Consider the following 12,532-nt stretch of genomic DNA (forward strand, 5'->3'; position numbering starts at 1 on the left):
AGTGCCATTAAAGGTTTACTGATTTGTGCTGCCTGCTGAAAAGGTGATGATACTTTGGGCAGGTAAGCTAGGAAGGGCTTTAGTCAAGGACTGTAGAATGTAATGCAGAAAGATTTATCGTTAGCAGATTTTTTAAGATTTTGCTTAGTCTGATTTCCTTTGGAGGTTTGTTAGTCTTCTTTTAACTGATTCTTAGGTAAATAGAGCATAATTTCTGTGAAGGAATTTTTTTTAGATTGGATGGTCATATGATAGTCATCACCATATTGAAGTTTCAGGCGCTGATCTACATTTTTTAGACCTATCCCTCCTCGTTTAAGCGGACTTTGACTGCTGGTTTTACCTTCTTTATCATAACCTATGCCATTATCCTTAACACTCAGTATTAAAAAAGTGCTGTCCTGTTTGACTGCTATTTCAATTTTTCCTGGACCTTCCACTTCTTTAATGCCGTGATAGATGGCATTTTCAGCCAAGGGCTGTAAAATGAGCTTGGGAATGCGAACTTTATCAAACATTGGCAGATGGCTTACCTTATAGGATAATTTATCGCCATAGCGCTGTTTTTGAATAAAGAGGTATTGTTCAACGTGTTGGAGTTCATCTGTCAAGGCAATAAGGTCATTTCCTTGGTTGAGAGCTAAGCGAAAATAGCTGGCTAAAGATTTCGTCACTTCTACCACACGCTTGTTATCATTGAATTCAGCCATCCATATAATAGTATCCAAGGTATTATATAAAAAATGCGGATTAATCTGGCTAGCCAAAGCCTGCAAGCGGTACTGTCCAATGGCTTGTTCTTTTTTAGCTACAGAGGACATCAGCTGATCGATTTCGTCCAGCATGGCATTAAATTGCTTAGCTAGAACCGTTAATTCTGGTGAGCCAGTTACTTTAGCCCTGACGCTACTATCTCTATTTTTGATGGTTAAAATTGTCTTTTGTAAATCTCGGATTGGCTTTAACCACAGTCTGGTAGCAAAAAAGATTGCTAGCCCGCAGATGATGACTGCTAAGATACCAGTTCCGATAAATGACCAAAAAATTTGCTGCTGGACCATTTGCAGTTGGTCCAAAGAAGCCACTCCTACCAAGGTCCATTGGCTATTTGGGATCGTCTTTTGATAGACAAAGCGGTGTTTTGTTTTGCTATAGCCATTTTTAACTTTTAGATAGGGTTTCATAGCAGCCATTTCCTGACTAGAGCTATAGACAGACTTTTGAGGGTGATAAACAAATTCATGTTGTTTATTAACAATAAAGGCAAAACCTGATTTTCCCAGATTGAGCTGATCCAGAGAAGCTCTCAAGCTAGTATAGCCAATGTCTAGACGCAGTACGCCTAAATTACGGCCTTGCTCATCAACGACCTCTTGTGTCACTGAAATAACCCAGTCTGCAGAAGAAGCAGAAGCCTGCCTGGCAGGTGTGACTACTGGCATAGCATCTTGATGAATGGCATTCTGATACCATTTTTCCTCCATCATATGATTAGAGGTTTTCATGGTTAATTTGGGGTCTGTAGATACCACTTGTCCTGATTTGGTAACTAAGACTGCTGATTTCAGATCAGAATTGCTAGATAAAATGGTCTTCATCAATCTTAGGACAAAACGGCGATCGTTTTCCTGATTGTTCTTAGCATAAGCCAGAACAGTTTGTTCCTTTGCTAAAGTATCTGTGGTATCCTTTAAATGTTTTAAATAGGTATTAATAGCTTGTCCGCTTTGTCCGATGCTTTGACGGGTATCTTTTTCAATGAGCTGACGAATATTGGCTGAGCTGGTTTGATAGTAGAGGCCGCCTAAGGTTATAATCAAGACTAAAATAATAAGAAAGACAGTAACAATCAATTGCAATAGCAGAGGATAGCGTCTCATGAAGTCTCTCCTTTTTTATATTGTCTAGGCGTCATTCCAACGACCTGTTTAAAACGCTGTGAAAAGTAATTGATATCCTCAAAACCAACCTGTTCTGCGATTTCATATACACGCAGATCTGTCGTTAACAGCAAAAGCTTAGCTTTCTTCATTCGTTCTTGGATTAAATAGTCCTGAAAAGACATTCCTAAGTCTTTTTTGATAAGGACGCTGAGATAATTTGGACTAAATCCTAATTCCTGTGCCAGACTTTTCAGGCTAAAGCTGCTGTCGTCAAGATGATTTAAAATAGCCTTCTTCAAATGCGAGCCTTCTCTTTGTTCTGCCAGCTGCTGAATAGTTTCCTGCCTTCTGGCTAAATCCAATTTTTCCTTTATTTTGAGTAAGATAATTTCCACATCAGTCTTTGAAAAAGGTTTGAGCAGGTAATCATCTGCTCCTAATTTGACAGCAGATAAGGCATAGTCAAACTCATCATAGCCAGTCAAAAAGACCAAATGCGTATCAGATTTTCTTTCCTTAATGAGTTCTGCCAGCTGTATACCATTCATTTTGGGCATATTGATATCTGTTAAGACGATATCAAATTCTTTTTCTTGGTATAATTGCCAAGCTGTGAGACCGTTTTCGGCTTCACAAACCTGTTCAATACCAAATTGTTTAAAATCTACCAAAGAACGAATACCCTGGCGGACAAGGTATTCGTCTTCAACGATTAGTAATGAGTACACCGATTTTCTCCTTATTTTCCTTATCTTGATTATATCAAAATTTTGAGAAATGGTTAGTTGATATAAGGGAGGAGATAGCCATAGCCTTTCTTTTCCATATCAGCTTTGGGAATGAAGCGAATGGATAAGCTATTGATACAGTATCTTAGACCGCCTTGCTTTTTTGGGCCGTCTGTAAAGACATGTCCCAAGTGTGAATTGCCAGATCGGCTTCTTACTTCCGTTCTGACCATATTAAAGCTCGTATCTTCCTTGTAGCGAAGGACATCTGGGCTGATTGGCCTTGAAAAACTTGGCCAGCCGCAGCCAGAGTCAAATTTATCTTTTGATGAAAAGAGCGGCTCACCTGTGACAACATCTACATAAATTCCTGCTTCAAATTGCTTCCAGTAGCGATTGGAAAAGGCCGTTTCAGTCTTATTTTCCTGAGTTACCTGATATTCATCCTTAGATAATTTGGTTTTGATAGCCTCCTTGTTAGGCTTTGGATATTTGGCTGCATCAATAACTGGATAGGTTGCCTGATTAACATTGATATGGCAATAACCATTGGGATGTTTCTTTAAATAGTCCTGATGGTAGTCTTCTGCCTTAATAAAATGTTTTAAAGGTTCCTTTTCCACGACGATTTTCTTATCATAATCGCGGGCCTTTTCCTGAAAGACTTCCTTGATAGTGGTTTTGTCATCTTTATCGGTATAATAAACACCTGTACGGTACTGGCTTCCGTAATCATTTCCTTGTTTATTCAAGCTTGTTGGGTCGATGATTCTAAAGTAATGGAGCAGAATTTCTTTAAGACTGATTTTATTAGCATCATAAGTGACACGGACAGTTTCTGCATGTCCGGTCTGAGACAGAAGCTCGTATTTAGTAGTATCGCTCCTGCCGTTAGCATAGCCTGACACAGCATTCAAAACACCATCAACTCTGGAAAAGTACTCCTCAACGCCCCAGAAACAGCCGCCAGCTAGATAAATTTCTTTTTTCTTTGTATTAGTCATCTTGTCTCCTTTTGACTTGTTTTTTTGAATCGTATTTGGTTGATTGAAGGCCTTTTGATTTTGAAAATTTAGACGAGCAGTTGACGAATTCGATCTATTGAAATGATAGACTGTTAAAAAGATCAGAATTAAACTGATGGCTGCCAACACCCAGAATATCTTGCTTTTCATCATAAATGCCCTCTTCTATTTAATATCTTTTAGTGTTTTTTCAATGTTTTTCTTACTCATATAGCCAATATGTTTTTTTACAAGGACCCCATCGCTTCCTATAAAGGCTGAGGTTGGGTAAGATCGGACACCATAGGCCTTTAGAAGTTCACCTTTTGAATCTAACAAAATAGGTAAGTTCTTATATTCTGTACCAGATAGCCACTTTTTAAAAGTTTTTTCAGATTTTTCGTTATTCTGCTTTGGAGCAACAACAGTTAAGACCTCATAATCTTTATTTTTCATAGCAGCTAGTTCTTTCGTATCAGGCAAAGTTGATAGGCAGATAGAGCACCAAGAAGCCCAGAATTTAAGATAGACTTTCTTTCCTTTATAATCTGAAAGCTTATGCGTTTTCCCCTTGACATCCATCAGGGTAAAATCAGGAGCTCTTTTCCCTGTATTTTTTAGTTTTGTGCGGTCAGATGTCAATTTATGCTGATTGTCCTTCATTTGTTCACCTTTCTTAATTTTGCTGGATGATCTTGTTGTCATTTGTTGTTTTGCTGTCATCGAATCTTTCTTGGGCATTATACTTTCCTTTTGAGCGCAGGCGGTCAGTAAGGCCAAACAAGATAGACTCGTTAAAATCAAGCTTATTTTTTTCATTCGTATCCTCCTTATTCAAAAAGTGATGCAAAAATATTCAGATTGCCAAACATGAGGAGCAGTCCCATCAGAATAATCAGAAAGCCGCCGATTTTTTTCAAAAGGCCCATATAAGGTTTGATTTTTGCAAGATGCTTCATTAAGAAATCTGAAGCAAATGATAAGACTATAAAAGGAATGCCCAGTCCTAGAGTATAAACAATCATCAAGAGTCCGCCTTGGAAAGCGCCATTTCCCCCTCCTGCTGCCAGAGCTAAAACAGAACTTAAGACTGGTCCAACACAAGGTGTCCAGCCAAAACTAAAAGTTAAACCTAGGATAAAGGCGTTTAGAAAACCATTTCTTGACGGTTTATGATGAAAGGTTAGACCCTTTTGAAATTGTAATTTTTTGATGGTAATCCATTCCATCTGATGAATGCCAAGTATAATGATAATTCCGCCTAAAAGATAGCGAAACCAGTCCTCATAGAGGACATTTCCTAAAAAGCCAGCTCCGTAGCCTAAAATGACAAAGACAGCAGATAAACCTAAGATAAAACATAAGGTCTTGATAATTCCCTGCCAATAGGCCTTTTTTGTTTTGCTGGAGTACTGATTGTTGTCTAGCAAAATACCTAAGTAGACGGGCAATAAAGGTAAAATACAGGGAGAAAAGAAGGAAAGTATCCCTGCTAATAGGACTGAAATAAGGTAAACCATCCTTAAGCCTCCTTTCTTAACTAAGTCTATTATAGGAGATCTTTTACTGAGAAAACATAGAAATACTTATTCTAAAACTTGAAAATAATATGCAAGATAAAAAAATCCCACTAACATAAGTGAGATTTCAGTTTGAAGATAAAGTCTCATTTGGAGCACGCCTAAATGAGAGAAATTACAATTGAAATTGACAGATTAAGCTATTTACTTAGACAAGCTGGTTCATTATCTTTTGATGGTTAAGGAAAGGACGGGATTTGAACCCGCGCGTGAACAAAGTCCACTTGCCGGATTTCGAGTCCGGTGCCGTACCAGGCTGGGCCACCTTTCCAAATGAAAACAAAAGCCACAAAAACGGCTAAGGTAATTGAGGCTGTATAAGTGGCTTTTTATCCGAATCTAGAAGAGACAGCCGCTGCAGATAGGATTGATTTGAAATCCATTAAGGTCAACTGACAGCAGCTAGGATAAAAATATGCGGAGAAAGGGATTTGAACCCTCACGCCCTAAAGGGCACATGCGCCTGAAGCATGCGTGTCTGCCGTTCCACCATCTCCGCAATTATTTATATACTAATATTATATCCTTTTTTTCTTATTTGCCAAGAAGGAAATCAGCAAAAAAGCTATTTTTTTGATATAATGAGTCTATTATAATTAAAAAGGAGAACGTTTGCAAGGGAAAATTATTAAGGCTTTGGCCGGTTTTTATTATGTTGAGTCGCAAGGAGATATTTATCAGACCCGCGCACGTGGAAATTTTAGAAAAAAAGGGCACACGCCTTACGTTGGCGATGAGGTTGAATTTTCGGCTAAAGAGCATTCAGAAGGCTATATTTTAGCTATTCATAAGCGTAAAAACAGTTTAGTAAGGCCGCCAATTGTCAATGTTGACCAAGTGGTGGTCATGATATCAGCAAGAGAACCTGACTTTAATCCTAATTTGTTAGATCGTTTCCTCATTCTCTTAGAACATAAGAAAATTAATCCCATAATCTATCTTTCTAAGACAGATTTATTAGAAGATTTAGCTGATCTGAAAACTGTTCAAAAACAGTATCAAGAAATCGGCTATCATTTTATTTATCATTTAGAGGATTTAACGCCTCTTTTAAAAGACAAAATAACTGTTTTTATGGGACAGACAGGTGTTGGAAAATCAACCCTGCTCAACACATTAGCGCCTGATTTAAAACTAGAGACTGCTGAGATATCAGATAGTTTGGGCCGCGGACGGCATACAACGCGGGCTGTTAGTTTATATAAGGTATGCGGCGGTGAAATGGCAGACACTCCGGGATTTAGTTCCCTAGATTATGAAATAACAAGCAGTGAAGACTTAAACGCAGCTTTCCCTGAATTTTTAAAGCGAAGTTCTGCCTGTAAATTTCGATCCTGCACACATACGCATGAACCAGATTGTGCTGTCAAAAAGGCTTTGCATGCCGGTCAAATTTGGCAGAGCCGTTATGATAATTATCTTCAATTTCTTAGTGAAATTGAAAATCGCCGGGAAACTTACAAGAAAACGATTAAAAGAAAGTAGGTTATTTTACAATGAATAAAATCGCTCCTTCTATTCTAGCTGCTGACTATGCTAATTTTGAAAAAGAATTAAAACGCATTGAAGATACAGGTGTGACCTATGTTCATATTGACATTATGGACGGCCAATTTGTTCCAAACATTAGTTTTGGGGCAGGTGTTGTAGCTAGTATGCGTAAGTACAGTAAGTTAGTCTTTGACTGTCATCTTATGGTAGTAAATCCAGAGCGTTATGTTGATGATTTTGCACAAGCTGGTGCAGATATTATGACCATCCATACAGAAGCAACTCCTCATATTCATGGAGCTCTTCAAAAGATTAAGGATGCAGGCATGAAGGCAGGCGTTGCCATCAACCCAGGGACACCAGTTGCCTCTTTAGAAACGGTTTTGAATGTAGTTGACCAAGTCCTGATCATGACCGTCAATCCTGGTTTTGGAGGGCAGGCTTTTATTTTAGAAACACTCGAAAAGGTTAGACAAGTTGCTAAGCTTCGTGAAGAAAAAGGCCTTTCTTTTGATATTGAAGTTGATGGCGGTATTGATAATAAGACTATTGCTTTAGCTAAAAAAGCAGGAGCTAGTGTATTTGTTGCTGGTTCATATCTCTTTAAAAAAGATCTAAAGGCCCAGATTGATACTCTGAAAGCAGCTCTGCATGATTAATATAGCTTTATTTTGTGGCGGGGATCTGGATTATTTTACAGATGATTTTGATTATTTTGTTGGAGTTGACCGTGGCTCTCTAGTTTTGATTGAAAATCATCTGCCTTTAGATCTGGCCATAGGAGATTTTGATTCTGTATCTGCTGATGAAAGGAACCTTATAGGTTCTAAGGCTAAAGAATTTATAACTGCTCCAGCTGAAAAAAATGATACAGACACCGAATTCGCACTTAAGACCATCTTTAATCGTTTTTCAGACACAGCTCAGGTTACTCTCTTTGGAGCTTTTGGAGGAAGAGTGGATCATACTCTGGCGAATATATTTTTACCTAGTGATCCAGAACTGTATCCTTATATGCAAAATATCAAAATACAGGATTGTCAAAATGAGCTTCACTTTTTTCCAGCAGGGAGACATCAAGTTGAACAAAAAAGCGGCATGAGCTATATATCATTTATGACAGCTGATGCTTCTAGAATAGAAATTATGGATGCTAAATACGAATTGTCAGAAAAGAACTATTTTTTGAAAAAAATTTATAGCAGTAATGAATTTGTTGGAAAGCCTATTCATTTCAAGGTTTATTCTGGCTATGCCATTGTAATACAAACAAAAGATAGGATTTAATTTTATCATGACTATTTTAATTATCTTACTGGTTTTAACTGTTATTTTCATCAGCATAGCTATCTATTTGAAGTTGGATAAAAAACAGTTAGAATTAGAAAAAAAGTTAGATAACAATGTAGATAATCTCTCTGATCAACTGTCTTACCAGCTGGAAATGTTTAATAAGAATCAGCTTCTTGAACTGAGTAAGGAAATGACAGGTTTGCGAAATGATCTCCATCAGCAATTCAATGACTTAAGAGAAGTCTTGTATCAAAATCTAAGTGATAGCCGCGATCGTTCTGACAAGCGCTTGGAGCAGATAAACACCCAATTGGCACAATCTGTAAAAGAAATGCAAAGCTCTAATGAAAAACGCCTGGAAGAAATGCGGCAAACAGTCGAAGAAAAACTTGATCAGACACTTCATAATCGCCTAAAAACTTCATTTGAAACTGTTTCTCAGCAACTAGAGAATGTTAATCAAGGTTTAGGAGAGATGAAAACAGTGGCACGTGATGTCGGTACGCTGAATAAGGTCCTTTCAAATACAAAGACACGCGGTATTTTAGGTGAGTTACAATTAGGCCAAATTATCGAAGATATTATGACTGAAGCTCAGTATGAGCGAGAATTTCCAACCGTGGCAGGATCTAGCGAACGAGTGGAGTATGCCATTAAGCTGCCAGGGAACAACAAAGATGATTATGTTTATTTACCGATTGACTCTAAATTTCCTTTAGAGGATTACTATCGCTTAGAGGATGCTTACGAGTTAGGCGAAAAAGAACAGATTGAGCTCTGCAGAAAGGCACTTCTGGCTAGCCTTAAGCGTTTCGCCAAAGATATTCAAAAAAAATATCTGAATCCACCAGAAACAACGAATTTTGGCATTATGTTTTTACCCACTGAAGGACTGTATTCAGAAATAGTGAGAAATGCTAGTTTCTTTGACAGTCTTCGTCGCGATGAACATATCGTTGTTGCAGGACCTTCAACTTTATCAGCTCTTTTAAATTCACTGTCAGTCGGTTTTAAAACCTTAAGTATTCAGAAAAATGCTGATGATATCAGTAAAGTTTTAGGAAATGTTAAAGCAGAGTTTAATAAATTTGGCGGTTTATTAAGCAAGACACAGCGTCAGCTGAACAATGCCAGCAAAAATATTGATAGCTTGTTATCTACACGGACTAATGCGATTGTGAGAGCTTTGAATACTGTAGAAACTTATCAAGATGAAACAGCCAAAACATTGCCAGATATTTCGGCTTTAGAAGGTTTAGAAGGCGAGGAAGCAAATGAAAATTAATCAAATGAAAAAAGATGAACTTTTTGAGGGTTTCTATCTTATTAAATCAGCAGACTTGCGAAAGACACGAGCAGGCAAAGACTATCTTGCTTTCACCTTTCAGGATGATACAGGGGAAATTTCAGGAAATCTCTGGGATGCTCAGTCTTATAAAGTTGAAGAATTTACGGCTGGAAAAGTTGTTCATATGAAGGGGCGGCGCGAAGTTTATAATGGAACTCCGCAGGTTAATCAGATCAGTCTCAGACTCCCTCAAGAAGGAGAGCCAAATAATCCTAAAGATTTTAAACCTAAACCTCCTGTTGATGTTGAAGAAATCAGAGAATATCTGGAACAGATACTTTTTAAGATTGAAAATGCAACTTGGCAGCGCATTGTTCGTGCCTTGTATCGAAAATACAATCAAGAATTTTTCAGTTATCCAGCTGCGAAAACAAACCACCATGCATTTGAAGCAGGTCTAGCTTATCATACTGCAACCATGATAAGATTAGCAGATGCCATGAGTGATATCTATACTAATTTGGACAAGAGTCTTTTATTTGCAGGAATTATGCTTCATGACTTGGCTAAAGTTATTGAACTTTCTGGCCCTGACAAGACTGAATACACTATGCGGGGCAATTTGATCGGCCATATTGCCTTGATTGATGAAGAAATAACAAAGGTATTATCGGAGCTGGATATTGATGATACAAAAGAAGATGTTATTGTCCTTCGCCATGTTGTTCTTAGCCATCATGGTCTTTTAGAATACGGCAGTCCTGTCAGACCTAAAATTATGGAAGCAGAAATCATCCATATGATTGATAATATTGATGCTGAAATGATGATGATGACGACGGCTTTATCCAGAGTAGCAGAAGGAGAAATGACCAGCCGTATTTTTGCAATGGAAAATCGTTCTTTTTACAAACCAACCAAAAAACTTTAAAACACGAAAAAAGACGGATATTAATATTTTAATGTTCGTCTTTTTCTATGAATATGATATAATAGCAAAAAAATATTAAGTAGGTTAGCATGAAATTAAGACGCAGTGAAAGAATGGTTGTTATCTCAAATTATTTGCTTAACAATCCCTATCAATTAATCAGTTTAAATGTATTCGCTGAGAAATATGAGGCAGCCAAATCTTCTATTTCTGAAGATGTGGCTATTATAAAGAAAGCTTTTAATGACGGAGATATTGGCTGCATTGAAACAGTGACGGGAGCTAATGGAGGCGTTGTTTTTACACCGGCGATTTCGACTGATGAAGCAAGAGAAATTGCTAAGGAGCTTTGCCAAAAACTGTCGGAAAACGACCGTATCTTACCGGGAGGCTATATTTATTTATCAGATTTATTGAGTACACCGGCAATTTTAAAAAATGTCGGCCGTATTATAGCCAATGCTTTTAAAGATAAAAAAATTGATGCTGTTATGACGGTAGCGACTAAAGGTGTTCCTTTAGCAAACGCAGTAGCCAATATATTAAATGTTCCTTTTGTCATTGTACGCCGCGATTTAAAGATTACAGAAGGTTCTACAGTCTCTGTTAATTATGCGTCAGGCTCTAGTGATCGTATTGAAAAAATGTTTTTGTCTAAGCGAAGTCTTAAGCCTAACAGTCAAGTTTTGATTGTTGATGATTTTCTAAAGGGCGGCGGTACTATCAGCGGCATGATTAGTTTATTAAAAGAATTTGACAGTAAATTGGTTGGTGTAGCTGTTTTTGCAGATAATATTCAAGAAAGACGCCACCATCTATCTTATAAATCTCTGCTAACGGTCACAAATATTGATGTTAGGACAAACAAAATTGAAGTGCAGTTAGGAAACATTTTTGATAGTTGAATGGCTGATTAAATAGACAAGCAAGAAGAGATAGGGAAATTCCATTTTTAACTCATCAAAACGATTTGTTTGAAGACTGATAAGATTTAAAAAAATATTGACAAAGAAGTGCTTCCATGTTACCATGATACATGGTACTTTTTTACTTTTGGTCTCTCAAAAGTGTACAGAGACGTGCTGACAAATGTTGCAAAAGTACATACGGATTGAGGCTGTCACCAAGCGCTTAATCAACCAAAAATAAAAAAATTACAGGAGAATGTAGATGCCTACAATTAATCAGTTGGTACGTAAACCACGTAAGTCTAAAGTAGAAAAATCTGACTCACCAGCATTGAATATTGGCTATAACAGTCATAAAAAAGTCCATACTAAACTTGCTTCACCTCAAAAACGAGGCGTTGCGACTCGTGTTGGAACAATGACACCTAAGAAGCCTAACTCAGCGCTTCGTAAATTTGCTCGTGTTCGTTTGAGTAACCTTATTGAAGTAACTGCCTATATTCCAGGGATCGGTCACAATTTGCAAGAACACAGTGTTGTTCTTATCCGCGGCGGCCGTGTAAAAGACCTTCCAGGGGTACGTTATCATATTGTTCGCGGAGCACTTGATACAGCAGGTGTTACTGACCGTAAACAAGGCCGTTCCAAATATGGTACTAAGAAACCAAAAGCATAAGAAGGGAGAGATTAGCAAATGAGTCGTAAAAATCGTGCGCCTAAACGCGAAGTATTACCAGATCCATTATACAATTCAAAGCTTGTAACACGTCTTATCAACCGTATTATGCTTGATGGGAAACGAGGTACAGCGGCAAGTATTGTCTATGGAGCTTTCGAGCAAATCGCAAAAACAACAGAAAATGATGCACTGGAAGTTTTCGAAGCAGCAATGGAAAATATCATGCCTGTTCTTGAAGTTCGTGCTCGCCGTGTTGGTGGTTCCAACTATCAAGTTCCAGTTGAGGTCCGTCCAGAACGCCGGACAACTCTTGGCCTTCGTTGGTTAGTTACTGCATCACGTGCTCGTGGTGAACATACTATGAAAGAACGGTTGGCTAAAGAAATTATAGATGCATCAAATAATACGGGTGCATCAGTTAAAAAACGCGAAGATACTCATCGTATGGCTGAAGCTAACCGTGCCTTTGCACACTTCCGCTGGTAAGATAAGATGTAAGGACGTTAAGAAACTTCAAGGAAAAATAGGAAATCTGACGAAGAGCATTTATGCTCTAGGAAGATTTATCTTTTTTCCAGAAGTTTTAGTCCGAACTCAATTTTAAAGTGCGAAAACCTTAAAAGAGTCCAACTAAATATGATACGAAGAACGAAAAAAGGTACAAAGGAAAAATAGAAAATCGAAGCAGGCTGCGGTTGCAACCAATGAAATTGATCTTTTTCTCCAGACTCTTAGTTTGAGCTCGAT

The 12,532-nt window shown here is 37.9% G+C and carries 14 protein-coding genes and 2 tRNA genes; 8 read left to right on the top strand and 8 right to left on the bottom strand.

Going from position 1 to position 12,532, the window contains the following annotated elements:
* Positions 1-170 precede the first annotated feature (170 nt).
* The 7 genes from STRMA_RS08950 to STRMA_RS08980 all read right to left on the bottom strand — a co-directional run bounded on the left by STRMA_RS08950 (position 171) and on the right by STRMA_RS08980 (position 5,694).
* The gene (locus STRMA_RS08950; protein ID WP_003081009.1) at positions 171-1,880 is read right to left on the bottom strand and encodes a cache domain-containing sensor histidine kinase; all 1,710 of its coding nucleotides are present in this window, start codon (positions 1,878-1,880) and stop codon (positions 171-173) included.
* Entirely contained in the window at positions 1,877-2,611 is a 735-nt protein-coding gene (locus tag STRMA_RS08955) for a response regulator transcription factor (protein WP_003081919.1), read from the bottom strand. Before STRMA_RS08955 ends, STRMA_RS08950 begins: the two co-directional genes overlap by 4 nt.
* A gap of 53 nt (positions 2,612-2,664) precedes the next feature.
* Positions 2,665-3,615 carry a peptide-methionine (R)-S-oxide reductase MsrB gene (msrB, locus tag STRMA_RS08960; protein ID WP_003079552.1) on the bottom strand — a complete coding sequence of 317 codons (951 nt, stop codon included), beginning with the start codon at positions 3,613-3,615 and terminating at the stop codon, positions 2,665-2,667.
* Between the two features lie 186 nt (positions 3,616-3,801).
* Positions 3,802-4,434 (bottom strand): TlpA family protein disulfide reductase, encoded by a 633-nt coding sequence (locus STRMA_RS08965; RefSeq protein WP_003082249.1) that lies wholly within the window; start codon positions 4,432-4,434, stop codon positions 3,802-3,804.
* 11 nt (positions 4,435-4,445) lie between these two features.
* Positions 4,446-5,135, bottom strand: coding sequence for a thiol-disulfide oxidoreductase-associated membrane protein CcdA2 (ccdA2, locus tag STRMA_RS08970; RefSeq protein WP_003080405.1), 690 nt, complete (start codon positions 5,133-5,135; stop codon positions 4,446-4,448).
* Positions 5,136-5,377: 242 nt separating this feature from the next.
* Positions 5,378-5,466: transfer RNA gene (locus STRMA_RS08975), tRNA-Ser, on the bottom strand.
* Positions 5,467-5,611: 145 nt separating this feature from the next.
* Positions 5,612-5,694 (bottom strand) — tRNA-Leu (locus STRMA_RS08980).
* A 113-nt stretch (positions 5,695-5,807) separates the two neighbouring features.
* On the opposite strand from STRMA_RS08980, the gene rsgA reads away from it, so the two are divergent.
* The 6 genes from rsgA to purR all read left to right on the top strand — a co-directional run bounded on the left by rsgA (position 5,808) and on the right by purR (position 11,103).
* Positions 5,808-6,680, top strand: coding sequence for a ribosome small subunit-dependent GTPase A (rsgA, locus tag STRMA_RS08985; RefSeq protein ID WP_003080575.1), 873 nt, complete (start codon positions 5,808-5,810; stop codon positions 6,678-6,680).
* 11 nt (positions 6,681-6,691) lie between these two features.
* A complete protein-coding gene (gene rpe / locus STRMA_RS08990; RefSeq protein WP_003081792.1) occupies positions 6,692-7,345 on the top strand; it encodes a ribulose-phosphate 3-epimerase in 654 nt (217 codons plus the stop codon).
* A complete protein-coding gene (locus tag STRMA_RS08995; RefSeq protein ID WP_003079442.1) occupies positions 7,338-7,973 on the top strand; it encodes a thiamine diphosphokinase in 636 nt (211 codons plus the stop codon). The genes rpe and STRMA_RS08995 overlap by 8 nt, the downstream gene beginning before the upstream one ends.
* Before the next feature lie 7 nt (positions 7,974-7,980).
* Complete coding sequence (locus tag STRMA_RS09000; protein ID WP_003081229.1) at positions 7,981-9,264, top strand: DNA recombination protein RmuC; 1,284 nt, start codon at positions 7,981-7,983, stop codon at positions 9,262-9,264.
* Entirely contained in the window at positions 9,254-10,198 is a 945-nt protein-coding gene (locus STRMA_RS09005) for a 3'-5' exoribonuclease YhaM family protein (RefSeq protein WP_003080597.1), read from the top strand. Before STRMA_RS09000 ends, STRMA_RS09005 begins: the two co-directional genes overlap by 11 nt.
* An 89-nt stretch (positions 10,199-10,287) precedes the next feature.
* On the top strand, positions 10,288-11,103 hold the full coding sequence (purR, locus tag STRMA_RS09010) for a pur operon repressor (RefSeq protein ID WP_003081100.1): 816 nt from the start codon (positions 10,288-10,290) through the stop codon (positions 11,101-11,103).
* On the opposite strand, the gene STRMA_RS09725 is transcribed toward purR, so the two are convergent.
* Complete coding sequence (locus STRMA_RS09725) at positions 11,080-11,229, bottom strand: hypothetical protein (RefSeq protein WP_003082302.1); 150 nt, start codon at positions 11,227-11,229, stop codon at positions 11,080-11,082. The genes purR and STRMA_RS09725 overlap by 24 nt on opposite strands.
* A gap of 139 nt (positions 11,230-11,368) precedes the next feature.
* Here STRMA_RS09725 and rpsL point away from each other — a divergent pair, with 139 nt between their 5' ends.
* Positions 11,369-11,782 (top strand): 30S ribosomal protein S12, encoded by a 414-nt coding sequence (rpsL, locus tag STRMA_RS09015; RefSeq protein ID WP_003079301.1) that lies wholly within the window; start codon positions 11,369-11,371, stop codon positions 11,780-11,782.
* Positions 11,783-11,800: 18 nt separating this feature from the next.
* Positions 11,801-12,271, top strand: a complete 471-nt coding sequence (rpsG, locus tag STRMA_RS09020; protein ID WP_003081923.1) for a 30S ribosomal protein S7 — start codon at positions 11,801-11,803, stop codon at positions 12,269-12,271.
* The last annotated feature ends 261 nt before the right edge of the window (positions 12,272-12,532 follow it).

Origin of the sequence: Streptococcus macacae NCTC 11558 (assembly GCF_000187995.2) — a bacterium.
Lineage (GTDB): Bacteria > Bacillota > Bacilli > Lactobacillales > Streptococcaceae > Streptococcus > Streptococcus macacae.

Excerpts from the sequence above, each read along its gene's own strand:
- STRMA_RS08995 (WP_003079442.1), top strand. The coding sequence starts at position 7,338 with ATGATTAATATAGCTTTATTTTGTGGCGGGGATCTGGATTATTTTACA.
- rpsL (WP_003079301.1), top strand. The coding sequence starts at position 11,369 with ATGCCTACAATTAATCAGTTGGTACGTAAACCACGTAAGTCTAAAGTA.
- purR (WP_003081100.1), top strand. The coding sequence starts at position 10,288 with ATGAAATTAAGACGCAGTGAAAGAATGGTTGTTATCTCAAATTATTTG.
- rpe (WP_003081792.1), top strand. The coding sequence starts at position 6,692 with ATGAATAAAATCGCTCCTTCTATTCTAGCTGCTGACTATGCTAATTTT.
- STRMA_RS08950 (WP_003081009.1), bottom strand. The coding sequence starts at position 1,880 with ATGAGACGCTATCCTCTGCTATTGCAATTGATTGTTACTGTCTTTCTT.
- ccdA2 (WP_003080405.1), bottom strand. The coding sequence starts at position 5,135 with ATGGTTTACCTTATTTCAGTCCTATTAGCAGGGATACTTTCCTTCTTT.
- msrB (WP_003079552.1), bottom strand. The coding sequence starts at position 3,615 with ATGACTAATACAAAGAAAAAAGAAATTTATCTAGCTGGCGGCTGTTTC.
- STRMA_RS09005 (WP_003080597.1), top strand. The coding sequence starts at position 9,254 with ATGAAAATTAATCAAATGAAAAAAGATGAACTTTTTGAGGGTTTCTAT.
- STRMA_RS09725 (WP_003082302.1), bottom strand. The coding sequence starts at position 11,229 with ATGGTAACATGGAAGCACTTCTTTGTCAATATTTTTTTAAATCTTATC.
- STRMA_RS08965 (WP_003082249.1), bottom strand. The coding sequence starts at position 4,434 with ATGAAAAAAATAAGCTTGATTTTAACGAGTCTATCTTGTTTGGCCTTA.
- rpsG (WP_003081923.1), top strand. The coding sequence starts at position 11,801 with ATGAGTCGTAAAAATCGTGCGCCTAAACGCGAAGTATTACCAGATCCA.
- STRMA_RS09000 (WP_003081229.1), top strand. The coding sequence starts at position 7,981 with ATGACTATTTTAATTATCTTACTGGTTTTAACTGTTATTTTCATCAGC.